The organism is Brevundimonas vesicularis NBRC 12165, assembly GCF_001592205.1.
GTDB classification, from domain to species: Bacteria; Pseudomonadota; Alphaproteobacteria; order Caulobacterales; family Caulobacteraceae; genus Brevundimonas; species Brevundimonas vesicularis.
The window spans coordinates 150,323-175,142 of record NZ_BCWM01000003.1; the positions used below are offsets into that span (position 1 = coordinate 150,323).

21 protein-coding genes are annotated in these 24,820 nt (G+C 66.5%); 14 read left to right on the forward strand and 7 right to left on the reverse strand.

The window, feature by feature from the left end:
* Positions 1-69: 69 nt before the first annotated feature.
* Complete coding sequence (locus BVE01S_RS03685) at positions 70-2,583, reverse strand: ABC transporter permease (RefSeq protein ID WP_066624424.1); 2,514 nt, start codon at positions 2,581-2,583, stop codon at positions 70-72.
* Positions 2,580-3,272 carry an ABC transporter ATP-binding protein gene (locus BVE01S_RS03690; RefSeq protein WP_066624426.1) on the reverse strand — a complete coding sequence of 231 codons (693 nt, stop codon included), beginning with the start codon at positions 3,270-3,272 and terminating at the stop codon, positions 2,580-2,582. Before BVE01S_RS03690 ends, BVE01S_RS03685 begins: the two co-directional genes overlap by 4 nt.
* A gap of 240 nt (positions 3,273-3,512) precedes the next feature.
* Between BVE01S_RS03690 and BVE01S_RS03695 the strand changes: the two genes are divergently transcribed.
* The 3 genes from BVE01S_RS03695 (at position 3,513) to BVE01S_RS03705 (ending at position 4,964) form a co-directional block, all read left to right on the forward strand.
* Positions 3,513-4,052, forward strand: coding sequence for an arylesterase (locus BVE01S_RS03695; RefSeq protein WP_240612067.1), 540 nt, complete (start codon positions 3,513-3,515; stop codon positions 4,050-4,052).
* 162 nt (positions 4,053-4,214) lie between these two features.
* The gene (locus BVE01S_RS03700) at positions 4,215-4,427 is read left to right on the forward strand and encodes a hypothetical protein (protein ID WP_084375283.1); all 213 of its coding nucleotides are present in this window, start codon (positions 4,215-4,217) and stop codon (positions 4,425-4,427) included.
* A gap of 336 nt (positions 4,428-4,763) precedes the next feature.
* A complete protein-coding gene (locus BVE01S_RS03705) occupies positions 4,764-4,964 on the forward strand; it encodes a hypothetical protein (protein WP_066624430.1) in 201 nt (66 codons plus the stop codon).
* A 108-nt stretch (positions 4,965-5,072) separates the two neighbouring features.
* Here the strand turns inward: BVE01S_RS03705 and BVE01S_RS03710 are convergent, their stop codons facing one another.
* From BVE01S_RS03710 to BVE01S_RS03720, 3 genes are all read right to left on the reverse strand, one after another.
* Complete coding sequence (locus BVE01S_RS03710; RefSeq protein WP_066624576.1) at positions 5,073-7,784, reverse strand: M14 family metallopeptidase; 2,712 nt, start codon at positions 7,782-7,784, stop codon at positions 5,073-5,075.
* A 259-nt stretch (positions 7,785-8,043) separates the two neighbouring features.
* Positions 8,044-9,660: a GAF domain-containing sensor histidine kinase gene (locus tag BVE01S_RS03715; RefSeq protein ID WP_066624432.1), complete on the reverse strand. Its 1,617-nt coding sequence runs from the start codon at positions 9,658-9,660 to the stop codon at positions 8,044-8,046.
* Positions 9,661-9,816: 156 nt separating this feature from the next.
* The gene (locus BVE01S_RS03720; protein ID WP_084375269.1) at positions 9,817-11,316 is read right to left on the reverse strand and encodes a methyl-accepting chemotaxis protein; all 1,500 of its coding nucleotides are present in this window, start codon (positions 11,314-11,316) and stop codon (positions 9,817-9,819) included.
* Between the two features lie 141 nt (positions 11,317-11,457).
* Here BVE01S_RS03720 and BVE01S_RS03725 point away from each other — a divergent pair, with 141 nt between their 5' ends.
* The gene (locus BVE01S_RS03725) at positions 11,458-11,943 is read left to right on the forward strand and encodes a MarR family winged helix-turn-helix transcriptional regulator (RefSeq protein ID WP_066624442.1); all 486 of its coding nucleotides are present in this window, start codon (positions 11,458-11,460) and stop codon (positions 11,941-11,943) included.
* A gap of 28 nt (positions 11,944-11,971) precedes the next feature.
* On the opposite strand, the gene BVE01S_RS03730 is transcribed toward BVE01S_RS03725, so the two are convergent.
* A complete protein-coding gene (locus tag BVE01S_RS03730; protein WP_066624445.1) occupies positions 11,972-13,327 on the reverse strand; it encodes a metallophosphoesterase in 1,356 nt (451 codons plus the stop codon).
* 250 nt (positions 13,328-13,577) lie between these two features.
* Here BVE01S_RS03730 and BVE01S_RS03735 point away from each other — a divergent pair, with 250 nt between their 5' ends.
* Positions 13,578-15,815: a TonB-dependent receptor gene (locus tag BVE01S_RS03735; RefSeq protein ID WP_066624578.1), complete on the forward strand. Its 2,238-nt coding sequence runs from the start codon at positions 13,578-13,580 to the stop codon at positions 15,813-15,815.
* A 181-nt stretch (positions 15,816-15,996) separates the two neighbouring features.
* Here the strand turns inward: BVE01S_RS03735 and BVE01S_RS03740 are convergent, their stop codons facing one another.
* The gene (locus tag BVE01S_RS03740; RefSeq protein ID WP_084375271.1) at positions 15,997-16,983 is read right to left on the reverse strand and encodes a LysR family transcriptional regulator; all 987 of its coding nucleotides are present in this window, start codon (positions 16,981-16,983) and stop codon (positions 15,997-15,999) included.
* 127 nt (positions 16,984-17,110) lie between these two features.
* Here BVE01S_RS03740 and BVE01S_RS03745 point away from each other — a divergent pair, with 127 nt between their 5' ends.
* The 9 genes from BVE01S_RS03745 (at position 17,111) to BVE01S_RS03785 (ending at position 24,818) form a co-directional block, all read left to right on the forward strand.
* Positions 17,111-17,440, forward strand: coding sequence for a nuclear transport factor 2 family protein (locus BVE01S_RS03745; protein ID WP_066624581.1), 330 nt, complete (start codon positions 17,111-17,113; stop codon positions 17,438-17,440).
* Entirely contained in the window at positions 17,437-18,225 is a 789-nt protein-coding gene (locus BVE01S_RS03750) for an SDR family oxidoreductase (RefSeq protein ID WP_066624448.1), read from the forward strand. Before BVE01S_RS03745 ends, BVE01S_RS03750 begins: the two co-directional genes overlap by 4 nt.
* Before the next feature lie 285 nt (positions 18,226-18,510).
* Complete coding sequence (locus tag BVE01S_RS03755) at positions 18,511-19,617, forward strand: glycosyltransferase (protein ID WP_066624451.1); 1,107 nt, start codon at positions 18,511-18,513, stop codon at positions 19,615-19,617.
* Complete coding sequence (locus BVE01S_RS03760) at positions 19,614-20,567, forward strand: glycosyltransferase family 2 protein (protein WP_066624453.1); 954 nt, start codon at positions 19,614-19,616, stop codon at positions 20,565-20,567. Before BVE01S_RS03755 ends, BVE01S_RS03760 begins: the two co-directional genes overlap by 4 nt.
* A complete protein-coding gene (locus BVE01S_RS03765; protein ID WP_066624455.1) occupies positions 20,564-21,595 on the forward strand; it encodes a glycosyltransferase in 1,032 nt (343 codons plus the stop codon). The genes BVE01S_RS03760 and BVE01S_RS03765 overlap by 4 nt, the downstream gene beginning before the upstream one ends.
* Positions 21,592-22,692: an acyl-CoA dehydrogenase family protein gene (locus tag BVE01S_RS03770; protein WP_066624458.1), complete on the forward strand. Its 1,101-nt coding sequence runs from the start codon at positions 21,592-21,594 to the stop codon at positions 22,690-22,692. The genes BVE01S_RS03765 and BVE01S_RS03770 overlap by 4 nt, the downstream gene beginning before the upstream one ends.
* Positions 22,686-23,393 carry a PIG-L deacetylase family protein gene (locus BVE01S_RS03775; protein ID WP_084375272.1) on the forward strand — a complete coding sequence of 236 codons (708 nt, stop codon included), beginning with the start codon at positions 22,686-22,688 and terminating at the stop codon, positions 23,391-23,393. The genes BVE01S_RS03770 and BVE01S_RS03775 overlap by 7 nt, the downstream gene beginning before the upstream one ends.
* A complete protein-coding gene (locus BVE01S_RS03780) occupies positions 23,386-23,967 on the forward strand; it encodes a class I SAM-dependent DNA methyltransferase (protein ID WP_066624460.1) in 582 nt (193 codons plus the stop codon). Before BVE01S_RS03775 ends, BVE01S_RS03780 begins: the two co-directional genes overlap by 8 nt.
* The gene (locus tag BVE01S_RS03785) at positions 23,964-24,818 is read left to right on the forward strand and encodes a glycosyltransferase family 2 protein (RefSeq protein WP_066624583.1); all 855 of its coding nucleotides are present in this window, start codon (positions 23,964-23,966) and stop codon (positions 24,816-24,818) included. The genes BVE01S_RS03780 and BVE01S_RS03785 overlap by 4 nt, the downstream gene beginning before the upstream one ends.
* Positions 24,819-24,820: the final 2 nt, after the last annotated feature.

Consider the following 24,820-nt stretch of genomic DNA (forward strand, 5'->3'; position numbering starts at 1 on the left):
CTCGACGCCGAAGTCAAGAAACCCATAAGGATATCCTTATGTGTTTGGCCGGCGTTGGCTTAGCCGTCGTCAATCCGAACGAAGAGCCAGCGCCGGTCGTTGCGAAAGGGCGTGCACGGCCGCCACACCGCCGCCCAAGGCCGCGACGCCCGTGGCGCTGGTAAGAAGAAGAACGACGCCGGGCCAGTCCACGCTCCAGCTTGCCTTGAAGGCGAGGGTCACGACCGGCCACGCGCCGGCGGCGCCGAGAAGGAGGCCGGCGAGACCGGCGATCGCGCCGACCAGGCTGTACTCCACGAGATAGGCGGTTAGAATCTGGGCGTGGGAACCGCCCAGCACCTTGAGCACGGCGGCCTCGCGCGCCCGCTCGCGCACGCCCGCCGCAATGGCCCCGATCAGGACGAGCAGGCCCGCGAGACCGGCGACGGCCGCGGCCCCGCGAATGGCCAGGGCGAGGCGGTCGAACAGGGTGGCGGCGGCCTCGAGCTGCTCGCGGACGCTGATGATGTTCACCTCTCGGAAGTCTGCGCCCAGCGCCTGCGTCAGGGCGCGTTCTTCGGCGGGGGAGGCGCGGGCGATGGCGACGCTGCGCGGATTGGCGCCTTGGATGGCGGCTGCGTTCAGGACGAGCAGAAAGTTGGTCCCGAACCCGCCCGGCTCGGTCCGACGAAGGGCGGCGATGCGCACATCCATCTCGCGGCCCAGCAGTTGCAGGGTCAGGCTGTCGCCCACCTTGAGATCGGCGGCCTTGGCCAGATCCCGAGAGAGCGCGATCTGAGGCGGACCGGCATAGTCGGCGGCCCACCATTTGCCGGACACGACATTCGCATCGTCCGGCGCGCCGGCTAGGGCGGACAGGAGAATATCCTGATCGAAGGCCCAGCGTTCGCCTTGAGGCAGGGCGTCCACATCGACCGGCGCGCCCTTCAACCGCACGATCCGCCCGGTCAGGAGGGGAAGGCGCCGATAGCGATCCGGTCCGGGCGTCGCCATCACCTTCGCCACCGCCGCATCGAACGCCGCGCCGCGATCAGCGGGGATTTCCGTGAAGACGACGGATGGGGCCGATCGTGGTGCGACCTCGGTGATCTGACCCAGCAGGCTGGATTGGATCAGGACGACCATGGCCAGAAGCGCGACGCCCAGGCCGATGGCGGGGGAGGCGGTGCGCGCCGCCGAGCGCGGCCCGGCGAGATTGGCAAGTCCCAGCCGCACCGCCCCGCCGGCGTGTCGTCTCAAACGCCCGGCCAGGAAGGCCGCAGTACGGCCGAGCGCCCACAGAAGGGCGAAGGCGACGACCGTGCCGCCGATCAACGCCGCCGCTGCAAGCTTGGACGGCGCGGTCCAAAGGGCCAGACCCGCCAATCCCATAGCGGCCAGGACAGCGAAGACCAGCTCGACGCCGAGAACCGGTCGGTCGGTAAGCTGGCGACGGAACAAGGCGGAAGGCGGTGTGGCGCGGGCGCGGGCCAGGGGTGCGAGCGCGAAGGCGGCGGCCGCCAGAAGGCCGAATGCTCCGGCCTTGACCAGTGGCGCCGGATAGACCGCGAAGAGGGCGGGGATGGGCAGGCTGTCCTTCGCCAGCACGCCGATGACCAGCGGTGCGACGGCCCCGATCAACAGCCCGATAGCGACCCCGACGGCGGCCAACACGCCGATCTGGATCAGATAGATGTCGCGGATCAGCCCGCCCTCGGCGCCGAGCGCCTTCAGCGTCGCGATCGACGGTTTGCGCCCCTCAAGATAGGCCGAGACAGCGCCCCCGACGCCGAGCCCGCCGGCCACCAGGGACGCAAGACCGATGAAGCCCAGGAAATACTCCAACTGATCGATCAGCCGTCCGGCGCCGGCGGCGGCCTCCGACCGATCCCGGGCTTCGAGCCGGCTCTGCGGAAACCGTTTTTCGACGCCAGCGATGGCGGCCTTGGGGTCGACGTCGCCGGGAAGGGCGATGCGCACAGCCTCGCCGAACAGGCCGCCGGGCGCGAGCAGGCCGGCCTGTTCGACGGCGGGGACCGTCGTCACCACGCGCGGCCCGAGCGCAAAGCCCCGGCCAAGTCGGTCAGGTTCGGCCAGAAGGACGGCGCGGGCGACGTACCGCGCGCCGCCGACGGTGAAGGTGTCGCCGAGCTTGAGATTCAATCGGTCCAGCAGGCCCTGTTCGACGACGGCCCCCGCTATACCGTTCTCGACGCGCAAGGCTGTAGCCAGATCCGGGGCGCCGGACATTTCGACCGCCCCGACAAGCGGGTAGGCCGCGTCGACCCCCCGCATATCGACCAGACGACGCTGGCCGGTTCCGGTTTCGGCCATGCCGTTGGCTCGCACCGAATAGGCCACGGGTCCCATCGCGGCGAAAGCGGCGCGTTGGTCGGGGCTGAACCGGCCCTGGTCGAGGCTGAACACCACATCGCCGCCGAGAATCTCCCGCGCCTGACTGGCCAGCCCCTGGCGGAAGGCCTCTGCGGTCGATCCCGAGGCGGCGATCGCCGCCACGCCCAGCGCCAGACAGGCCAGAAAGATTCGAAATCCCGCAACTCCGGAACGGAGTTCGCGGCGGGCGAAGCGGAAGGCGAGCCTCATGCAGAGGCCTGCGCCGGGGCGACGACCTGGCCGTCGCGCATCGTCACGATCCGGTCCGCGCGCGCGGCGAGACGGTCGTCATGGGTCACCATGATCAGGGCCGCGCCGCTGTCGCGCACGAGGTCGAACAGCAAGTCGGCGACCAAAGCGCCGTTGGTCCCGTCCAGATTTCCGGTCGGTTCGTCAGCGAACAGAAGCTCGGGCCCGACCGCCAGGGCGCGGGCCAGGGCGACGCGCTGCTGCTCGCCGCCGGACATCTGGTGAGGATAATGCGACCGCCGGGCGCCCAGGCCGACCCGCTCCAGCCAGCTGCGCGCCAAGGCCACTGCTCCCGGCCTGTGGGCCAACTCCAGCGGCGCGGACACATTTTCCTCGGCCGTCATATTGGGCAGGAGGTGGAAGCTTTGAAAAACCAGAGCGGCGCGCCCCCGACGCAGGCGGGCGCGGCCGTCCTCGCCCAGCGCGGCCATATCCTGACCGAACAGCATGGCCCGACCCCGGGTCGGGGTTTCCAGCCCTGCGGCGATGGAAATCAGCGAGGATTTGCCCGATCCGGAGGGGCCGACGATGGCGACCGTCTCGCCCGGCGCTACGACCAGGTCCACGCCGCGAAGGATTTCCACGGGTCCTGCCGCCGAAGGCAGGGTGAGGACGACGCCGTCGAGGACGAGCGGGGCGGCTGAAGCCATCGATATGTCGCCTGCTGGATTGGGGTGAGGAAAGCCGATCCCTATATGGGGGCGCAGATCATGACTCCAAAGCCCTCCTCACCCATGCCGTCCATTCCACGCCGCACGCTCCTGACCGGAGGGGTGGGGCTCGTGCTCGCCGGATGCAGCGCCTCGAAAGAGGACACGTCAGAGACCCCAGCTAAGCCCTCGGTCTCGCCTTCACCCACGGCCGCACCTTCGGACGGACCCGAAAAAATCGTGACCCTGTTGGGCGATTCCATCACCGCCGGATTCGGCCTACCTTCCGCCGAGGCTCTGCCTGTGCGCCTGGAACAGGCGTTGAGGGCAAAGGGGCTCAGAGTGAGGGTTCGCGGCGCCGGGGTTTCGGGCGACACGACCGGCGGCGGACTGGCCCGGGTCGGCTACAGCGTCCAGGACGACACCGACCTGTGCGTCGTCGCCCTGGGGGGAAATGACATGCTACAGGGCGTGGATCCCAAAACGGTTCGGGCCAATCTTGAGGCGATCATCGCGTCGCTGAAGGCGCGCGATATTCCCGTCCTGCTCGCAGGGATGAAGGCCCCGCCTCAATACGGCGCCTACGCCGTCGAGTTTGACCGCATCTTCGCGGACCTGGCGCGCAAGGAAGATGTTCCGACCTATCCTTTCCTGCTGGAAGGCGTGGCCCTGGATCGCCGTTATAATCAGCCAGACGGCATCCACCCCAACGCTGAAGGGGTGCGCATCATCGTCGACGGATTGGCGCCGGTCGTGGCGGCTGCACTGTCTGGGGGTTAAGGCAGGCGGCGAAGGTCACGGGATCGCCCTTGAACCCCCGGTCTCCCATCGCCATTTCGGGTTTGCCCCTCCTGGGCGTTTCCTCCCAGACCGACTTTCGGCCTCGTCGCCCCGCGCGACGGGGCCTATTTTTGTCCGAAACGACACATGTCCGAGCGCCTTATGCCCAAAGCCAACGACACCGAGCATCTGCGCTTCACGCTGAAGGGCGAAAGCGGCCCATTCTGGCAAACGAATGCAACGATTGCTTCAGTCGGCAGTGGAACGGCTCTGCTCGACGGCCTGGATCGCCAAATCGCCGCGCGCATCGCCGATCTCCGCCGGGCAGGAGAGGGGCGTTGGACACTCGACTTAGAGGTTCGGGCGCGGCCGTGATTGGACCGCGTGTGCAAGCTCGTGCACCTGGGTCTGCCCGGACTCCGATGCCAGCGGCCATGGCCTATCGTCCAAACAGCTGGCTGATGGTTCGCGGCTCTTTGTCCCAAGGGGTCCGCCCGCACCGAACCCTCTGCAGATTCATCAACCGAACTTCGAACGATCGAACGCACGGCGCAACTATGCAGCCTGCGCCGTCCAACTGGTCATCAAGGCCAAGGCCATCTCTGCTCTGACCACCAGTAACGACTACAGCACCAGCGAGGGTCGGATTGAGAGCCGGTCCAGCAACAGCTGCGAGCGTCCGAGGGGCTGGACTTCAGGCTCTACTACAGCGTGCGCGGCACGCCTCTGGGCGACTGGCGCCTGAGTGTCAACGCCAGCCGGAAGTTGAAGCTCTATCAAGAGGCCAGCGAACAGCATCAGATTCTGCTGGCCGCCTTGGCCGCCGGCACGATCTCGGGCGTCAGCATGGGCGGCGTCGAGGAACTGGTGCGCCGCAACGGCCGACCGGAATGGAAGGTTACGGCCTCCTGACCTGGAACCTGGGCCGGTGGGTGTCGCCGCGCTGATCTGGTCTCCAGACAGAAAAATGGAGGCGAAGACTGCGGTCTTCGCCTCCCTTTCGCTTGTTCGATCAGCCGATCATTTCACAGTCGCCGGGCCGTAGAGAAGGGCGTTGAACAGGAAGCGGACCGACGCCCGCGCCTGGGCGCGATTGACCACGTCCGGTCCCAAGACGATGACCCTCCCTTGGCCCATCGGCGCATCGACCAGGGCGGCCGCGCCCGCCAGCTTCTCGGGGCCGATGGCCCAGCCGCTGGCCACGACGGCCGGGCTGGGATAGCGGCCCGCGACTTGCGCCCCGTCGCGCGCCGTGAAGGCGGCGTTCTCGTCGAAAAAGACGTTCAGTCGCTCGGGAGCGCCGAAGGCGAGGGGATGAGCACGGTCCACGTCCAGGGCCAGCAGGGCGCCCGGAATGAACAGCTCGGTGGAAGGCAGGGGGCGGGTGCGACCGTCGACCGTGGTCGACAGCACATCGTCTATGGGCGCGCCCAGCGCCATGGCCAGGCGGTGCGCGGAACCGGCTGTGACGACCGTGCCCCCGGCCTGGGCGAAGGCGGCGATCTGGGGAAGGGTTCGGTCGGCGGTGATGTCGCCCAGCCAGGCGCGATAGGTCTCTGGGATGGTGTCCGGCGCGGGCTGGCGTCGGCCGTTTCCATTCGGGAAATCGCCTGGCAGCAGGTCCGGCGCGAAGACCAGGACATCGAAATCCCGCTTCAGATCGCCGGCGTCCAGACGCTGAGGATAGACCACCTCGAACGGAAACTCGAACTGCTCCAGCAGCCAGCGTGTCCAGCCGGCGGACATGGCGCCGCCGTAGCGATCGACCAGGCCGACGCGGATCGATTTCAGCGCAATGGCGTCGCCTGACGGTCTGGCGCCGACAGCCTCGGCGTTCAGGCCCAGATCTCGCACCGCCTGAGCGACCAGGGTGCGCGAGGCGTCGCTGGCCGGGATCCAGAGGGCGCCGGGGTCTAGGGTGCGGCCGTTCGCGCGCGTCGGCTCGCGTAGCCAGAAGACCGGCTGCCCGGCCTTCAGCAGGCGGTTGGTCAGGATGAAGCCGTTGACCGGCGCATGGTCGACGACGAACCCGGCCTGACCCCGACCGCTCAGCCGACCGGCTGGCGTGGCGATCAGGTCCGGCACCCGCTCCAAGGGCGCGTCGTAGGCGTCCAGAATTCGGTCGAACTTCACCCCCATCTGCAGGGCCAACGTATAGCCGGTGGCGTCGTAGGGCAGGGCCGGCGGCCCCCCGGGATATTGCAGATCGTGCGGGTGATCCTGGGGCTCGAACATGTCCAGCACATGCGGGCGATAGGCCTGGTTGGTGCGAACGACATAGGATCCAGTCGGATAGGTCTTGCCGGCGATGGAGAAGGCGCGCGTGGCTCGGTCCACATCCACCCCGGTCTTGATGAGACTGTTGAGGAAGGCGACAGCGGTGGGCAGGTCCGCTTGGTCCGCCGGGATCACATAGGCGCGCGGGTCGCGTTTCGCCGGATCGCGCAGCACCTTGTCATAGAGCGCGGGGTCCGCCGTGCGGCCCGATCGTTCGCCCGCCGCCGTTTCCAGCGCGTCGATGCGAGACGGCGTCACGCGCCAGGTGTCGGTTTCGCCCTTGGCGATGGCGTTGGCGCCCATGCGCCAGATGTTGAACAGCAGCCGGTCGCGGTTGCGCGAGGCGTAGTCCAGCACCGCTCGATTGATCGAAAGGGAGTAGTCGATGGACTGGCGAAAACGCCAGGTCTGCGGCGCGACCGGCGCGGGCAGGTCGTTGCGCGGCAACTGGTTGTCGGGGACCAGGGCGATGCGACTGGGGGTCGGATGGCCCGTGATTTCGGTCAGCAGGCCGATGGCGTTGTGGAAATAGGTGATCGACCGTTCCATGCCGTTGTTCCAGGTCGAATACGAGGCGCCGCTGCGCATCGTCGCGCCCGGCTTGCCTTCCTGGATCAGGCGGTTGTGCATGGCGGCGGCGACCTCCGACAGGGACGTCATCGCCATCGGGTCGTAGTTGTAGTTGAAGGGGTCGCGGAAGGGCGGCATGAACACCACCGTTCCCGCCGGCGCGGTCTGGTGGTGGTTATAGACGATCTGCGGGAACCATTCCCTGAACAGCATCCGGTTGACGTTGGTCGTCTCCGTCATCGCCGACAGATAGTAATCGCGGTTGTTGTCGTGCCCGACATAGGCCTGATAGAGGCGCGGCAGGCTGGCGAACTCGCGCTTGGTCGGGTCGGGCTCGCGCATGTACCAGTCCGCCACCAGATCCCAGCCGTCTGGATTGAGCGGCGCGAAGAGGATGATGACGTCGTCCAGAACCCGCAGCGCCTCAGGATCCTGTGCCGTCACCCACTCATAGACGGCGGCGATCAGCGCCTGGGGCGGCACGGTCTCGGTGGCGTGAAGCCCTCCATCGATCCAGACCACCGCCTTGCCTTCCGCCGCCAGGGCGCGCGCCGTAGCCTCGTCCACGCCTTCCGCCTTGGCTAGACGCCGGGCGATGTCGCGATAGTGATCCAGCCGCGCGATGTTGGCCGGAGATGAGACGACGGCGACATATTGCGTCCGACCCTCGGTCGAGCGGCCGATCTCAAGCAGCTTCATCCGGTCCGACTGGCCGGCGAGCGTGTGCAGATACCGTTCGAACTGCTGGTAGTTGATCAGCTGGTAATCGTCGCCGACCGCATGGCCGAACGCCTGTTCTGGCGTGGTGATCGTCTGGGCGCGGACCGACAGGGGGCAAAGAGCCAGGATGACGGCGACGACAGTCGCAGCGGAAAACAGTCTCATCGTTTTGGGCCCCTCGCCAATGGTGTCGAAAGACAGACGCACCGCATGCCTAGAATCCTCCAACGCAACCTGATCGTCCAGCCAGCCTGACAGACCTTCTAGACCGAGTCGGCGTCCCGCCTTATCGGGCGCTTTTTTGGAGCCGAGTTCCGGCTTCGAATGCCCGTGATTGCGACCGGTTGGTCGTTCGGTCAGATGCAGTTGTGCGAAGGGGCAGGGACGCCCGATCTTCACCGCAGGATGCGCGAGCCTCGCAGTCTCAGTCCGTCCAAGCCGTGACTGGTAGATCGACGATGAACGTCGAGCCTTTGCCTATCGTTGAGTCTGCGGTCAGGTGGCCGCCCCAGCGGCGAACGCAGCGATCAACGAGGGCCAGTCCGATCCCCGCGCCGTCGTAGGCGCGCGAGACGCTGTTGTCGGCCTGCTCGAACGGTTTGAGAAGGTCGTCCAGTCGACGGATGTCGAACCCGTCGCCGGTGTCCGAGATTTCCAGGCGCAGATGAGGCGCGCTCCAAGCCAGCCGAATGGCGATCATGCCGTCTCGTGTGAACTTGACCGCATTGTCAACGAGGCAGCGCACGATATGCCGAAAGTCGTCTTCCTGTCCGACGACCTCGCGCGGAATGGTGTCCGCCACAGTGAGCTCGACAGGAATATTCTTCGCCGCCGCCGCGGCAAGACTGACGCGCAGGCCGTCCGTCAGGACCGCCGCCGGGAAGAATGGAGTATTTTCGGGCGCTTCCTCCGCGCTGAAGGCGACGATATCGCCAAGAAGGGTCTCTAGATGCTGTCCGGACTCCATGATCATAGCGAGGGCATCGCTTTGGAAAGGATCGAGCGCCGTGGCGGCCAGGACATGCCCCATTCCGAGCACGCCGTTCAGAGGGGTGCGCATCTCATGGTTCATCGCCGCCAGAAAGCGGCTCTTGGCCCGATCTGAGGCCTTGGCGTCGACGAGGGCCTGGCTGAGCTGAAGGTCCATCGCCTTCCTTGGACTGATGTCGCGGATGAGGGCGCCGACCGAGGCCTGACCGGCATGATCCCACCGTGCGAGCGTCAACTCCATGGGAAAGGGATGGCCGCCACGCCGGACGGCCGTCAGTTCCACGGCCTTGCCGAAGAGACGCGGCGCGCCTCCGGCGACATATCGGAAAAACCCCTGCCAATGGGCGCTGGCGAGGTCGGGCGGGAGAATGAGGTCCAGCGACTGGCCCAAGGCTTCCTGCCTCGACCAGCCGAACATCGCCTCCGCCCCCTTGTTCCAGAGCGTCAGGCAGCCGCTGGAGTCGACAGCGACTGCGGCGTCGGTGGAGTGGTCGAGCAGAGATTGGGCGGAAAGCCCGTCAGCCCGGCGTTCGATCAGATCAGACAGAGAGGCCGCCGTCGATTCCAGAACACGCTGCACCTCCGGGCTGAAGGGGCGGGGAAGCGGATCGAACACGCAAAGACTGCCGATCCGGGCGCCACGTACCGTCAAGGCGGTCCCGGCGTAAAACCGGATATGCGGTTCGCCCGTGACCAGGGGATTGGAAGAGAACCGTGGATCGATCCGGGCGTCTTCGATCCAGAGGGTTTCGGTCTGCCGGATAGTGTGCGCGCAGAAGGCGGCGCTGCGAGGCGTTTGGCAGACGTCCAGCCCGGCCCGCGCCTTGAACCATTGCCGATCGGCATCGACGAGGGAAACCAGCGCCGTCTGCACGCCGGTCGCCTGTTTGAGCAGTTGCACGGTGATGTCGAAAGCGGGTTCGGGCGCGCTGTCCAAAAGACGGACGTCGCGCAGAACCGCCAGGCGCTGCGCCTCTGAGACGTCGAGCATCGACAATAGGGATGCGTCTTCCCGATCGCGGTCGCCAACCTCAGCCTCGATGTTGATCATGGGCGATCGCCTCCATTGGCTAACGCGGTGCGCTCGACGAATCCGCCAATGTCGGCGGTTCGCGGCCGGTCAGAGCGCGACCGCCTGACCGCCGTCAGGACGGGCCTTCCGCCGAGGGGGCGCTCGACGGTCGGGAAAGACTCAGACGACATCGGGTCAGGCCCCCCGTCCGCCGGCAGGCCAGCGGGAGCCGCCGCCCACGACCGCCAGTTTCGGGCGGTAAAGCGCGCCGGCGGCCGGCGAGGGGGACGCACGGAGGCCGCCGGCGGACAGGCTTTCATCGTCGCCGGCGGTGACATCACCGATGGTAAAGCGTGTGAGCCGGTCCATCATGCGCGCGGCGTCTTGAGAGAGGGTGAGGCTGGCGGCGGTAGATTCCTCGACCATGGCCGCGTTCTGCTGGGTGATCTGATCCATCGCATTGACGGCCGTATTGACCTCCGCGAGACCGATCGCCTGTTCCTGCGTCGAGGCGCGAATTTCGGTCATCAGACCTGTCACGGTTCCGACTCCCGCGGCGATGTCGGACAGGGCTCGGCCGGAGTCCTGGACCAGACCGACGCCGGCCTTGACCTGGGCGGCGCTCTTGGAAATCAGGCTCTTGATCTCACGCGCGGAGTCGGCCGACCTCTGCGCCAAGGCGCGCACCTCCGACGCCACGACGGCGAACCCCCGTCCGGCCTCGCCGGCGCGCGCAGCCTCCACGCCTGCATTCAGGGCCAGGAGGTTTGTCTGGAAGGCGATCTCGTCGATGACACCGAGAATTTCGCCGATATTGTCGGAAGACCGCGCAATCTGCGTCATCGCCTCCATGGCGTGTTCGACGATGGCGAGGCCCGCCTCCGCTTGGCGCCGGGTGTCCGAGACGACGCCTTCCGTCGCCGCCGCATTGGCGGCCGTCTTTTGGACCGTCGCTGTGATCTCATCCAGGGCCGCAGCCGTCTGTTCCAGCGCCGCGGCCTGGTTTTCGGTGCGGCGCGACAGGTCGTCGGCAGCGGCGCTGATCTGGCTTGCACCCGTTTGCACCGCGCTGGCGTCGCCGCGAATGGCGCCCAGGGTGGCGGCGAGGGCGATCAGAGCCTGGTTGAAGTTCTCCCTGAGACTGGCATAGTCGCCGACAACGCTGTCGCCTATGCGATAGGACAGATCTCCGGCGGCCATCGCCGAAAGCCCTTTGCCGGTTTCCTCGACAACCGTCGCCTGGATCTCTGCGGCCGCCCTGTCGGCCTGCACGCGGCGTTCGCGCTCGTCTTCGATCGCCGTGACGTCGCTGGCGAATTTCACTACCTTATACGGGCGCCCGGCTTCGTCGAGGATGGGGTTGTAGGAAGCCTCGATCACGACGCGACGTCCACCCTTGCCATAGCGCACGAACTTGTCGACGAAAAATTCGCCCGCGTTCAACCGGCGCCAGAAGTCCCCGTAAGCGGGCGTGTCGGCCTCGACGGGATCGACGAACATCCGGTGATGCCGGCCCTGGACGTCCTCGAGGTCGTAGCCGAGCACGGACAGGAAGTTGGCGTTGGCGGTCCGGACGGTTCCGTCCAGCTCGAACTCGATCACCGCCTGGGAGCGATGAACGGCGCTGACGAGACTGCGCAGCTCCGCCGTTTCGGTCTGGGCTTTCAGGCGGGCGGCGGAGTGACGTTTGAACATGGGGGTGTCTCCTTCGATCCCGGGGGAGAGGATCGCGGCATCCGCTCATAATGCAGGAACCTTAACAGTGATTGTATCAAGATCGATATAATTGGGATCGGGCGTGTTAAGACGGACGCATCACCATCGGGACTGTCCGCCATGAGCCTTTCGGCGCCTCACGAAGACGAGCCGAGCGATTTCACGGAACTCCATATCGATCAGCAGCTCTGTCTGGCGCTCCAGATCAGCAGCAGCCTGGTGACACGCCTCTATCGTCGCGGCCTCGCTCCCCTCGGGCTGACCCATCCCCAGTATCTGGTGCTCATCGCGCTCTGGGAGGCGGAGGAACCGATGACGATGGGCGACCTGGGTGCGCGTCTGTCCCTCGATACCGGATCCTTGACGCCCCTCGTCAAGCGTATGGAGGCGGCCGACCTGGTCGCGCGCAAGCGCGATACGCGCGATGAACGGCGGGTCTGGGTTCAGCCCACGCCCAAGGCGATGGCGATGCGAGCGGATCTGGCGGCGATCCGGAGAGAGGTCGTGCGCCAACTGCCGGTGACGGGAGAACAGATCGCGTCGCTCCGACGTCTTCTGCAGGACATGAACGAGGCGCTGATCCAAGCGGACGCAGACCCGGCCTGATGAACCGATCGCTGTGTTGGTCGAGGGCTCAAACCGTCAAGAGCGCGGCGGCGGCTGCGCGTTTCACACTGCTTTCAGCGATCGCTTCGAAACGCAGGTCGGTCATGCCGAAATACTCCGCCTGGTTCGTGGCGCACCAGTCGGTGGTGGCGATACGGACGTGATCGGCCCTCGATGAACCCACCGCCGCATAAAGGAAGTCGCCGCTACGGTCGGCCAGGGGCATCGCGCGGTCCTGATTGGCGCGGGCCATGACGCGTTCCAACTGGGCGCGGGAAATCGTGGCGCTCATCAGCTTTCCATCAAAGCGGACCACGGAATCAAAATCGTAGCGGCTGACGGGCCCGGCGGGGACGCCGGTCCCCAGGGTGGTGTGGCCGATAAAGCCGGCGTCGGCGCCGGCCGCCTGGGCCAGTCCGGCTGCGACACGCCGTCCCGTATCGCCCAGCGACAGGGCGCAAGGGCTGTTTCCGAGGATGGTCCGCTCCTCGTCTGTCAGATTGGCGGCAAGGGTCGCGGCGATCAGGTCCGCCAGCGCGGGAGAGGCGGGCGCCTCCCGCACGACGGCGCGGGAACGGGCCGTGACCGAGCCGTCTGATAGGAACTCGGCTGCTGTATAGGCCGCGGTCCAGGAACCGGTGTGGACATAGGCGCTGCGGCCCGGTCTGTGCTGGAACAGCAGGTGGTTGTGACCGCCGATCATTAGGCTGCCGTCCGGCAACAGCGGCAGGATGTCCCGATCCGCGGTCACCCCGGCGTGGCTCATGACCATGACGAGGTCTGCGCCGGCCAGGGTCTTGGCGAGGTTGGCGGCGGCCCATGTGGCGGCCGCCGGGATAGACAGCTGGTCGCGCGAGGATTTGGGGTAGGTGGTCAGTGCATCGGTCGCCATGCCCACAACCCGAAGGGACCGTCGACCGAAAGGCAGCGTCATGGACGCATCGGCATAGCCGGAGCCGGTGCGCGTATCGCCGATGGTGCTGACAACCTGAATGCCCAGACCCTTCAGGCGGGCGACGACCTCGGCCAGGTCGGGGGTCAGGTCGTTATCGTGGTTGCCCAGGTTGAACACGGTTGGCGCGATCGCCGGCAAGGCCGCCAGGAAAGCCCAGTCGATCACGCCGCCAGAGCGCACGGCGACGACATTGCCGTGCTCGAAGATGTCGCCGTCGATGGCGATGACGTGCGGGACGGGGTTGGCGCGGACTTCGGTCTCGAATGCGGCCAACAGCTGGGCGGTCCGCTCATAGGCCGAATGCATGTCGGAGACGGCCAGCACGCGGCCGATCACATCCGTCCGCTTCATGCCAAACAGCCCTGGCGCAATCGCCGTCGCCCCGGCGAGTTGAAGCAGCCTGCGACGGGAGGGCGTGACGAGAGGCATACGCGATCCAAACGATGTCCAGGAGGACGTGCGGAGCGAACTCACGCAGCTGTTCAGGTTCGCATTTCGGGCGCCCCGGCACAATGGCGCCGCACCCTTCATTCCCCGCCCGAAGACAGATTGTCACACGGGTGTGGCCGCGTCTTCAAAGGTTCAAGAAACAGGTCCGCTCTGCACTGGCGGCTCTGGCTGTGAAGCTTTACGGCCTCGCGCGACAAGTCCTCCCCCTGTCGCCATGGAAATCTCGATCATGCTTCGCCAAGCCCTTCTGGCCGCCACCGTCAGCGGCATCGCCCTGCTGAGCGCAGGCTCGGTTCTCGCCCAGACGACGGACGCCGCCGTTGAGCCCGCCGGCGTCGACGACATTGTCGTCACCGCCCAGCGCCGTAGCGAGAACATCCGCGAGGTGCCGTTCGCCGTCACCGCCCTGAACACCCAGACCGTCCAGGACATCTCGGCCGGCGGCGCCGACATCCTGTCGCTTTCGGGCCGCGTGCCCAGCTTGCAGGTGGAAAGCTCGAACGGTCGTTACGCGCCGCGGTTCTACATTCGCGGCTTGGGCAATGTGGATTTCGACTTCACCGCTTCGCAGCCGGTGTCGGTCGTGCTGGACGACGTCGTGCTGGAGAGCGTCTATCTGAAGGGCTTTCCCCTGTTCGACGTGCAGCAGCTGGAAGTGCTGCGCGGTCCGCAGGGCACCCTGTTCGGCCGCAACACGCCCGCAGGCGTGGTCAAGATCGACACCGTCAAGCCGTCGGACGACTTCACCGGTTTCGGCTCGCTGACCTATGGCAACCTGGGTTCGACCCGGGCCGAGGCGGCCGTCACCCTGCCGGCGTCGGACACGCTTCAGGTGCGTGGCGCCATCCTCTGGAACCATCGCGACGACTGGGTGAACAATGCCTACAATCCGTCGTTCGCCAATCCCGACAAGGATGATCTGGGCGGGTTCGACGATCTGGCCGCCCGCGTCCATGTCGCCTGGACGCCGACCGATCGGCTATCGACCCTGCTGACGCTGCAGGCCCGCGACTATGACGGCACGGGCACGATGAACCGCGCCAACGCCCTGACCAAGGGCTCCAACAAGCTGAACGACAACTTCGACCGCGACACAGTCTATTACGACGGCGGCCGCAACAACTTCCAGAAGCAGAAGACGACGTCCGAATCGTTGAAGGTCGCCTATGACTTCGGTCCCGCGACCCTGACCGGCATCGTCGGCTCCTATCAGGGCTGGTCCCAGGGCGACGGCGACATCGACGGCGGCGTGGCTTCGGCCCCGGCGACGGCGCCTTTCAAGACGCCCTTCAACTCCGAGACAGGCACCCTGTCCAGCGACCTGCTGCAGAACACCTATGAGCTGCGCCTGGCCTCGAACGGCGACGGCCGCATCGGCTGGCAGGTCGGCGCCTTCTATTGGGACGAGCGGATCAACCTGGTGTCGGGCTCGTTCAACGGCACGGGCAATCCGCAGCCGACGCGGGTGAACGACATCGTGCAGAAGTCGGATTCGTGGTCGGTGTTCGGTCAGGGCAGCTACAAACTGACGGACGCTCTGAAGGTGACGGCGGGCGTGCGCTACACCGACGACAACCGCGACTACAACGGGCGCATCGTGTTGGGGACGGGCGCCGGCGGCACGGGCGCCGTCTCCGTCGGCGACCAGCAGGTCAGCTGGGACGTCAGCGCCCTGTATGAGGTCAACGACAGCCTCAACCTGTTCGCCCGCGCGGCCAAGGGTTACCGCGGCCCGTCGATCCAGGGGCGCAACCTGCCGGTCCTGACCACGGCGAACTCCGAGACCGTCATGTCCTACGAGACCGGCCTGAAGGCCCGCCTGCTGGACGGCCGCGCCCGGTTCAACGCGACGGCCTATGTCTATGAGGTCAGCGACATGCAGTTCACCGCCATCGGCGGGGCGGACAACACCAACCGTCTGATCAACGCCGACAAGGGCGAGGGTTACGGCCTGGAGCTGGACGGCGACATCGATCTGGGCGCAGGTTTCAGCCTGTCGGCCGGCGCAGCCTGGAACCACACCGAGATCAAGGACGGCGACCTGCTGGTGGCCATCTGCGGCGCCAACTGCACCGTCACCGATCCGATCGTGACCGTGGGCACGACCCGTCGCGCCAAGATCGACGGCAACCCCTTCCCCCAGGCGCCGGAATACACCGCCAACCTGACGCTGAACTACGTCCGGTCGCTGGGGAACGACACCGAGCTGTTCGCCTCGACCGACTGGGTCATGCAGAAGAACTTCAACCTGTTCCTCTATGAATCGGTCGAGTTCATGCAGGACACGCATTTCGAAGGCGGCCTGCGCGCAGGCTGGCGCGACCTGAACCGCGGCATCGAGGCGGCCGCCTATGTCCGCAACGTCACCGACGAAGAGAATGTGATCGGGGGCATCGACTTCAACAACCTGACCGCCTTCGTCAACGAGCCCCGCACCTACGGCGTGCAGGTGACCAAGCGGTTCTGATCGACAGGGGCCGGGACGTCGTTTCGCAGGACCGCGCAACGACGTCTTGGCGCCGTCTTCATTTTGACGGATGAAGCGAGCGCCATCCGACAGGCGACATCTCGAGAGACGGTTTCTATTCGCGGCGATATGGCCGCGTCGGCGACTGCGGCCGTCGGAGACCGCGCTGAAGGGCCGGCGCTCAGATTTCGCAGTCTGGTCCAGCCCCTGTTTTCGGCGAGCCTCCGGAGGCTGTGTCCTTCATGTCCCAGCCTGTTAGTCGTGTGGAGCCGGTCGTGCTTTCGCGACGCTGTCGAGCAAATTCGATGAACGCCTTGAACGCGGCCGTCGGATTGCGGCGGCTGGGATAGTAGAGGCTCAAGGGCGACAGGGTGGGGGTCCAGTCCTCGAGAACACAGACCAGCCTGCGGGCATCCAGGTCGTCCCGCACGTCGGATTCCATCGCGAGGGTGAGGCCGACCGAGGCAAGGGCGGCGGTGCGGGCGAGGCTCGCTTCATCAAGGGTGAGGGCGCCCTTCACATCGATTTGGACCGACTGTCCGCCCTTCTCGAACGGCCAGCGGTAGAGGGCGCCATTGGGAAGACGCACGCGAAGACAGGCGTGGTTCATCAGGTCCTGCGGGACCTTCGGCGTCCCGCGCGCCGCCAGATAGGCGGGTGACGCCACCACCACATTCCGTCGCGCCAACCCGAGCGGAATGGCGATCATATCGGCCGGGACGCGGTCAGCGCTGCGGACGCCGAAGTCGAAACCGCCGGCGACGATGTCGACCATGCGGCCCTCTGTGACGAGGTCGATGTGGACCTGAGGGTGCGCCTCAACGAACGGCAGGACGAGGGCCGAAAAGATTTCCCGCGCCGCCGTTGGGAAGGCGTTGATGCGCAGTGTGCCCGAGGGCGTCGACTGACGGGCGCGGACGCCGTCCATGGCCTCGTGGATATCGCGTACGGCGGGCGCCACCTGAGCGACGAACTGCTGTCCCGCCTCTGTCAGAGAGACGCTCCGGGTCGTCCGGTTGAATAGGCGTACGCCAAGCGTGCGCTCCAGCTTTCCCACCGCATTGCTGATTGCGGTCGTCGACACGCCCAACTCGACCGCGGCGGCGCGAAACTTTCCGCAGCGGGCGACCACCAGAACGGCCTCCAACTCGGTCAGGCTGCTGTTCATCGATTGTCCCGGTTTCCGTGATGATGCACAACGGTTTGTCCCGATTATGTGGTGCGATGTCCATCTCTACCTAGGCGAGACCCAAGGCGCGGCCGCCCGGTCGCGACGCAACACGCAGGACAGAACGATGTCGCCAGAGCTTCCTTCCCCCATCGCCGACTATGTCGCGGCCAACGCCCGGCTCGACCTCGACGGCATGATCCAAACCTTCGCCGTCGACGCCGTCCTTCTGGACAACGGCAAGCGGTTCGAAGGGCGTGACGCGATCCGCGCCCTGCTCAAGGCGATGGTCGTCGATCTCAAGGCGATCTTCACCCCCGAGGCCGTTCGCCAGGACGGCCAGGCGGTCGTGATGGAAGGTCCGGCCCACGGCGATTTCCCAGGCAGCCCGATCCGCTTCACCTACCGCGTCGAACTGGAAGGTGACGCGATCCAGACCATGGACGTTTCGGTATGAGCGTCTTGGCGAATCCAAACGAGTTCGCGGGCAAGCGCGTCTTCATCAGCGGCGGCACTAAAGGGCTGGGACGCGCCACTGTCCAACGGTTTCTGGCCGGCGGCGCCCGGGTGATCACCGCAGCGCGCTCCAATCCTGAGCCCCTTGACGGCGTGGCGTTCGTTCAGGCCGACCTGACGACCGCCGAGGGTGGGGAGACCTTCGCCAAGGCCGCGCTCGACCGGCTGGGCGGCCTCGATGTTCTTGCGCATGTGATGGGCGGCTCCAGCACACCGGGGGGCGGCTTCGTTGCCCTGACAGACGACCACTGGCTCTCCGAGTTGAGTCTGAACCTTCTGGCGGCCGTGCGCCTCGATCGTCTGCTGATCCCCCACATGATCGAACAGGGCGCGGGCGCGGTCGTGCATGTCACCTCGATCCAGTCGGTTCTGCCCCTGCCGGATGCGACCACGGCCTACGCCGCCGCCAAGGCCGCGCTCAGGACCTACAGCAAATCCCTCTCCAAAGAACTTGGTCCGAAGGGCGTGCGGGTCAACACAGTCTCGCCGGGCTGGATCATGACGGACGGCGCGGACGTGTTCCTGGACAGGATCCGGGCGGCCAACGGCGGCACGCGCGAAGACGCGCGACAGCGCGTGCTCGCCGGGCTAGGCGGCATCGCCATCGGACGCGGCGCTGAACCATGGGAGGTCGCTGAGGCCATTGCGTTTCTCGCCTCTGATCGGGCGAGTTCGATCCATGGGGCGGAAATCGTCGTCGATGGCGGGACTGTGCCGACCGTCTGACTACAAATCGGTCTCGGCAGAGAGGAAGGGCGGCCTAGGGAGGGCGAACGCAAGATGCGACCATGACCTCGGTGGCCATTTGTGGGTGGCACGATGGAGGCTGCGGCAGGCGAAGGCGATCTGGCGAACCTAGGGGTTTCTCTCAAAGCTCCGAGCGCCTTCGCTTCTGGGCAGAAGCGCGGAACCGCACATAGGAACTGAACAGCGCCGGTATTGCTTTGCCTTTCAGGCGTTACGCCATGGACCGATCCGAGGGGGATCGGGTTGTTGGTCTTGGCGGTATGGATGCGCATCGGCGTCATCGCACATCTCAAATATCCGATCGCAGAACCCTTCGCCGGCGGGCTGGAGATGCATACCCATCTGCTCTGTCGCCAACTGCGGCTGAACGGCCATGACGTCACGCTGTTTGCAGCGACCCTGTCCGATCCCGCGCTCGGTCTTGAGGCGATCTGCGACCAGACGGAAATCGCCAAGGTTGGGACTGCAGAAGCGGGCGACGTCGCCTTCTTCCGAGAGCATCACGCCTATCTGTCGTTGATGAGCCGGCTTCGTCGCAGTTCGTTCGACGTCATCCACAACAACAGCCTGCACTATCTGCCGGTCTCGATGGCTGAGACCTTGCCGATGCCGATGGTCACCACGCTCCACACGCCGCCATTTTGCTGGCTGGAAAGCGGTATCCGCGAAGCGAGCGCGCCATTCGCGCGGTTCGTCGGCGTGTCCGAGGCGATGCGTGAACAATGGAGCCCGGTGCGGCCGATCGATCAGGTCATTCTGAACGGGATCGATCTTGAGCGCTTTCCATGGCGTGCGCGTCACGACGACCCTGGACATTTGATCTGGTATGGGCGGATTGTGCCCGAGAAGGGCCTGCACCTGGCGCTGGACGCGGCGGCATTGGCGGGTATCGCCCTGCGGTTCGCGGGCCCGATCTTAGATCAAGCCTATTTCGATGCCGAGATCGCTCCGAGGTTGACGCGCGAAACCACCTATCTCGGTCACCTCGACCACGAAACGCTGTCGAAGGAGATCGGGCAGGCGGCCGCCTTCGTCTGCACGCCGCGCTGGGACGAACCCTATGGGCTGGTGGTGGCTGAAGCGCTGGCGTGCGGCACGCCCGTCGCCGCCTTCGCGCGCGGCGCCATTCCCGAGATTCTGACACCCGACTGCGGCGCCCTGGCGCGCCCGGACGATGTGCAGGATCTGGCGCGCGCAATCGCCCGGGCGGTCGGCCTCTCTCGGTCGGCCTGCCGCGCCCGCGCCGAGGCGGCCTGCGATGTGCGCCGGATGATCACCGCCTATGAAGAACTCTATGGCGAGATGATTCAGGCGGCTGCGGCAGGGCAGATGCAGGCCAATGACGCGCTGGAAGATCGGCTGATCGCATGACGGGCGAACCTGCCTTCTGCGTTTGCGTGCCCGTGCGAAATGAGGAACGGCGTCTTCCCGTGCTTCTGGCCGCCCTGGCCGCACAGAATCTTCCGGGCAGGATTTCGATCGCGCTCTGCATCAATAACTCCACGGACGGTTCGCTCCATCAGGCGCAGGCAGCGGCCGATCGGTGGAAGGATCGACTGGACATCGTCGTCGATTTGCAGACTTTCCCGGACCATCGGGCGCATGCCGGCGCGGCGCGGCGTGCGGCCATGTCCGTCGGTCTCGAGCATCTCGGAGATCGATCTAATGGCGTTCTGATCTCGACGGACGCCGACACGCGGCCGCCGCCGAACTGGCTGTCCGCCAATCTCGCAGCCATCGCGGATGGAGCAGATCTGGTGGGCGGACGGCTGGTGCTGGATAAAGCGGAAGCGATCTCGGCGGATGTCGCGGCTCTGCGCCAGATGTGGGACGCCTACTGGCGTGAAGTTCGCGCGATCGAGGACGAGATCGACCCTTCGCCGCATGATCCGGCGCCTAGACATGGCGATCACACCGGGGCCAGCCTCGCCATCACGGCGGCGGCCTATTTGTCAGCCGGCGGGGTGCCGGAACAGCCGACGGGCGAGGATCGGGCGCTTGTGATCGCCGCTCAAGCGCAAGGGGCCAGGCTTGTGCATCCCTCGGCGGTGTGGACCCGAGTGTCGGCACGAACTACGGGCCGCGCCGCCGGGGGGATGGCGGAGGACATGAGCCGCTTGTTCGATCAGGCGCGGAACGGCGGTCCGATCATGGCGCCGGACCTTTCGCATTGGCGGCAGCGGGCGAGGTGGCGCCGGGGTCAGCGTCACGACGCGGCGAGCGCCAGGCGGCTGTCGGCACTGGAAACCCAGTTGCCCGCCATGCCGCTCGACATGGATTTACGCGAATGGGCCGACGGCGTTGAGAGAGCCGCAGCGTGAGGGCTTCGATCGGATACTATGTCCATCACCAGGGCGACGGCCACCGCCAGCGCGCACTGGAAATCGCCGCCGCTGCGCCCGAGCGATTTGTCCTGCTTGGAACGGGACTGAAAGGGCGAACCGAAGACATCGCCTGCGTGGATCTGGAGGATGACAGGCCCCACGAGGGAGACCGCTTCTCCGGCCGTGACGAGGCGCCTGTCCGGCCCGAGGCGCTGCATTACGCCCCCTATCACCATGCGGGCGTCCGGGCGCGAACCGCCCGGTTCGCCCAGTGGATCAGCGACGCCAAGCCGGCCTTGATGGTGATCGATGTGTCGGTCGAGATGGCGATGCTGGCCCGGCTGTGTGCGACGCCTGTGGTCTATGTCCGTCTCGCGGGGGATCGATCGGACCCGGCGCATCTGGACGCCTTCCGCGGCGCAGAAGCCTTGCTTGCGCCCTTCCATGAGCGGCTGGATGGACCGGTGGCGAGAGAGGTGCGCGACAAAACGCATTACTTCGCCCCCCGGCGCTATTCGGGACCGAAACGTGGAGCAGGCATCCTGGTCGTTCATGGTCGGGGTGGCGATCCGGTGGATGGCGCCAAGCTGGCGGCGGCTGCAGAAGCTACGCCCGATCAGGTGTGGACCGGGGTCGGGCCGATCGAGCCGCCGCCGATCATGCCGTCGAACCTGAAGCTGGCAGGCTGGATCGACGCTATTGGCGACGAGATCGAAAAGGCGGAGATCATCGTCGGAGGCGCGGGAGACGGCCTGCTGAACGCGGTGATTTCGGCCGACAAGCCCTTTGTCTGTCTTCCTGAGCCTCGCGCCTACAACGAGCAGATCGCGAAGGCCGAACGGTTAGCGGTGCTTGGCGCCTCGATCGTCCTGGCGCAGTGGCCGCAGGCGCAGCAATGGCCGAGCATCCTTAGGTCAGCACTCTCACTGTCGCCCACTGATCGGCAGCAGATCAGCGGGCAGGGACTCGGCGCCGCCGGACTCTGGCTTGTCGATCTCGCATCAGAGCTTGAGGCACGCCGATGACAGCCCTGGAAACAACACCGACCGCGTCATCGCCTCTGGAACTTGAGGTTAGATTGGCGGCGCTGGGTGCGCGCTACGACGCTGCGCCGCGATATCCCGCCGACAGTCTGACGCTGCTCGCCTCGGAGGGTTGGGGGCGGCGGTTCGCTCCGGTCCAAAGCGGCGGAACGGCCTATGACGAACCAATCCATAAGGCCTTGGCCTTGATGGACGCCCTACGCAGTGTGGGACGGTCGGATCTCAGCGTCGGCCGATTGTTCGAAGGGCACGTCAACGCCCTGGCGCTGTTCGACTGGTACGCGGACCCGGCCCAGAAGGCTTGGCTCGGCAAGGTCCTGGCGCAGGGCGCCTGGTTCGGCGTCTGGGCGACGGAACCGCCGCCCGGCGTTCGTCTGGTCGGCGCTCGTCTGCAGGGCACCAAGATGTTCGCAACGGGCGCGGGCGGACTGGAATATGCAATCATCACCGCTCAGCCGGAACAGGGCGAACGCGAGTTGATCGTCATGCCGGCGAACGCGCCCGAGAGGGCCGATCTGAGCGGCTGGCGCGTCCGCGGCATGCGCGCGACGACCAGCGGGCGCTATGAGGTGACCGGGTTGACGGTCGATGCCGATCAGCGGCTCGGAAGACCCGGAGACTATGATCGCGAACCGCGCTTCACGGCGGGGGCCTGGCGGTTCACGGCGGTGCAGTTGGGCGGCGTCGAGGGCCTGGTCATGGCAATGCGCGACGCGCTGTCCGACGCCGCCCGCGCCGATCCCATCCAGCGCGCGCGCTTTGCCGATGCGGTCGTTGCGGCGCGAACGGCCTGGCTTTGGGTCCGTGAAGCCGCGATCCGCGCGGCGTCCGAAGCGCCGGACGCCGGGGATTTCGCCCGCGCCACGCGCGGCGTCGTCGAACGCAGCGCCCTGGATGTCATGGAAGTGGCGGCGCGGTCGGTCGGGACGCGCAGCGCCTTCGACGGCGAGCGCATCGACAAGATCACCCGCGATCTCAGCCTCTATCTTCGGCAGGCCGGGCCTGACTATGCGAAGGACCAGGCGGCCAAGACCTGGCTGGATCGCGATCTCTGGGGCGAGGGCGACGCCCTATGGTGAGCGAGAAAACCGGCCGGCTGGCGACCCTGGCGCTGGAGAGTTCGCCTTGGCGATCCGCGCGGTGGCTGGTCATCGCCCCGCATGCCGACGACGAGACGCTGGGCGCCGGAGCCTTAGTCCATCAGGCGGCCAAGGCCGAGCGGTTGGCGGGCGTCGTGATCCTCACCGACGGCGCGGGTTCGCACGATCATTCGGACGCGGCCGCCCGTGCGAGGCTTATCCGGACCCGACGCCTGGAGGCGGGACGCGCCGTTCGACGGTTGGCGGGGGATGCGGCTGCGCCGCCGGTGTTTCTGGATTGGCCCGATGCCCAGCCCGCTTCTCCTGGCAGCATCGCGTTCGATGCGACCGCGCGTCGTCTTGCGGCTTTGTGTCGCGAGCGGCGCGTCGATGCGATCGCCGTGACGGGTCCCGACGATCCCCATTGCGATCACCAGGCGGCGGCACAGCTTGCCAAGCACGCAGCCAGTATGGCCCGCCGGCCTCTCGCCGTTTTCGATTATGTCGTGTGGGGTGCGGCTCCGTCCGGGGCGAAGCTGCGGATTACGACGCGACCTTTAAGGGCCGGCCTGAGGGCCTACGCCTTGTCGGCCCATCAGAGCCAATTGACACCGATGTTCGGACCGGGGTTTCGGCTCGAGACGCAGAGGGGGCTGCGGGCCGCCTCGGACACCCTGTATCGGCGCGACGCCTATGGCTGAACGCTCGCTTCCCGCCGCCTATTTCGAAGGCATCTTCGCCGGGGACGCCGATCCGTGGGATTTGGCCTCCAGCCCCTATGAGGCCGCCAAATTCGATCGCACCATCGCCGCCCTGTCGACGCGGCGAGCGGCTGTTGCGCTCGAGGTCGGTTGTGCGGGCGGCGTCCTGACCGAGCGGCTGAGCGCAGTCTGCGATCGTCTGTTGGCGATCGACGTCAGCCCGACCGCCCTGGAGCGGGCGCGTCAGAGTCTGTCGGGGAGGCGGAAAGTCCGGTTCGCGGCCGCGGCCTTCCCTCGGGAATGTCCGGTTCTGGACGGGCTGGATCTCGTCGTCCTGTCCGAAGTCGCCTACTACTGGAGCGACGCCGATCTGGACCTGGCGGCGCAACGCATCGCTGATGGCTTGGTCGATGGCGGACGCGTTCTTCTGGTGCACTGGACCGGCGAGACCGACTATCCCCAGACCGCCGACGACGCCGTCGAGCGCCTCTGGCTCGGATTATCGAACCTCATGCAAGTGGAGCTCGCCGAACGGCATCCGAACTATCGGCTGGATATGTGGAGCCGGCGATGACGAGGCTGTCCGCTCTGACGCTGGTTCGCAACCGGCAGGCGCATCTGGACCGATTGGTCGAGGGATTGATGCTCAGCGCCTCGCCGCCCGACGAACTGATCGTCGTCGACATGAGCGATGCGCCCGTGAGGCCGCCGCCGGTGGGTTTTGCGGTCCGCGTCGAACGTCTGGCGGGCGACGCCCTGCCTCTGGCGGCCGCCCGAAATCTGGCGGCCGCCTTGGCATCAGGCGATATCCTGCTGTTTCTGGACGTGGATTGCATCGTGTCGTCGGCAGTTTGCGGCCGGATGCAGGCCGTGCTCGCCAAGCATGACGCCGTCGTCTGTCCGGAAGTGCTCTATCTTCCCGCCGGAGCCGTCCGGCCGGGTCCCCTGTCGGAAGTCGATCTGAGAGCGGCCGGCCGGCCCCATCCCGTGCGCCCCTTTCCGCAGGAAGGCGAAAGCCTGGAGCGCAATCCCGGCCTGTTCTGGTCTCTGGCTTTCGCGCTCCGTCGCTCGACCTTCCATCGGCTTGGCGGGTTCGACGAGACCTATGTCGGCTACGGCGCCGAAGACACGGACCTGGGTTTTTGCACCGCGCGAGAGGGCCTGCCGCTCCTCTTCGCCGGCGGCGCACCGGTCTTCCACCAGCACCATGAGGGCTATGATCCGCCCCTGCAGCATTTTCGCGCGCTGATCGCCAACGCCAAACGCTTTCACGCCGCTTGGTCGGTCTGGCCGATGGACGGTTGGCTGAGGGCGATGGCGGATATAGGGCTGATCGACTGGTCGTCGGACGGATTGACCATTCGGCGCGACCCCACGCTGGCCGAAATCGCCGCCGCACGAAAAGATCCTGCAAATCCCTTCTAGGC

What these genes read in the sequence shown, in the direction of transcription:
- BVE01S_RS03715 (WP_066624432.1), bottom strand. Translation starts at nt 9,660, where the DNA reads ATGATCAACATCGAGGCTGAGGTTGGCGACCGCGATCGGGAAGACGCA.
- BVE01S_RS03770 (WP_066624458.1), top strand. Translation starts at nt 21,592, where the DNA reads ATGACAGCCCTGGAAACAACACCGACCGCGTCATCGCCTCTGGAACTT.
- BVE01S_RS03750 (WP_066624448.1), top strand. Translation starts at nt 17,437, where the DNA reads ATGAGCGTCTTGGCGAATCCAAACGAGTTCGCGGGCAAGCGCGTCTTC.
- BVE01S_RS03735 (WP_066624578.1), top strand. Translation starts at nt 13,578, where the DNA reads ATGCTTCGCCAAGCCCTTCTGGCCGCCACCGTCAGCGGCATCGCCCTG.
- BVE01S_RS03730 (WP_066624445.1), bottom strand. Translation starts at nt 13,327, where the DNA reads ATGCCTCTCGTCACGCCCTCCCGTCGCAGGCTGCTTCAACTCGCCGGG.
- BVE01S_RS03740 (WP_084375271.1), bottom strand. Translation starts at nt 16,983, where the DNA reads ATGAACAGCAGCCTGACCGAGTTGGAGGCCGTTCTGGTGGTCGCCCGC.
- BVE01S_RS03690 (WP_066624426.1), bottom strand. Translation starts at nt 3,272, where the DNA reads ATGGCTTCAGCCGCCCCGCTCGTCCTCGACGGCGTCGTCCTCACCCTG.
- BVE01S_RS03720 (WP_084375269.1), bottom strand. Translation starts at nt 11,316, where the DNA reads ATGTTCAAACGTCACTCCGCCGCCCGCCTGAAAGCCCAGACCGAAACG.
- BVE01S_RS03760 (WP_066624453.1), top strand. Translation starts at nt 19,614, where the DNA reads ATGACGGGCGAACCTGCCTTCTGCGTTTGCGTGCCCGTGCGAAATGAG.
- BVE01S_RS03685 (WP_066624424.1), bottom strand. Translation starts at nt 2,583, where the DNA reads ATGAGGCTCGCCTTCCGCTTCGCCCGCCGCGAACTCCGTTCCGGAGTT.
- BVE01S_RS03755 (WP_066624451.1), top strand. Translation starts at nt 18,511, where the DNA reads ATGCGCATCGGCGTCATCGCACATCTCAAATATCCGATCGCAGAACCC.
- BVE01S_RS03745 (WP_066624581.1), top strand. Translation starts at nt 17,111, where the DNA reads ATGTCGCCAGAGCTTCCTTCCCCCATCGCCGACTATGTCGCGGCCAAC.
- BVE01S_RS03780 (WP_066624460.1), top strand. Translation starts at nt 23,386, where the DNA reads ATGGCTGAACGCTCGCTTCCCGCCGCCTATTTCGAAGGCATCTTCGCC.
- BVE01S_RS03725 (WP_066624442.1), top strand. Translation starts at nt 11,458, where the DNA reads ATGAGCCTTTCGGCGCCTCACGAAGACGAGCCGAGCGATTTCACGGAA.
- BVE01S_RS03775 (WP_084375272.1), top strand. Translation starts at nt 22,686, where the DNA reads ATGGTGAGCGAGAAAACCGGCCGGCTGGCGACCCTGGCGCTGGAGAGT.
- BVE01S_RS03700 (WP_084375283.1), top strand. Translation starts at nt 4,215, where the DNA reads ATGCCCAAAGCCAACGACACCGAGCATCTGCGCTTCACGCTGAAGGGC.
- BVE01S_RS03785 (WP_066624583.1), top strand. Translation starts at nt 23,964, where the DNA reads ATGACGAGGCTGTCCGCTCTGACGCTGGTTCGCAACCGGCAGGCGCAT.
- BVE01S_RS03710 (WP_066624576.1), bottom strand. Translation starts at nt 7,784, where the DNA reads ATGAGACTGTTTTCCGCTGCGACTGTCGTCGCCGTCATCCTGGCTCTT.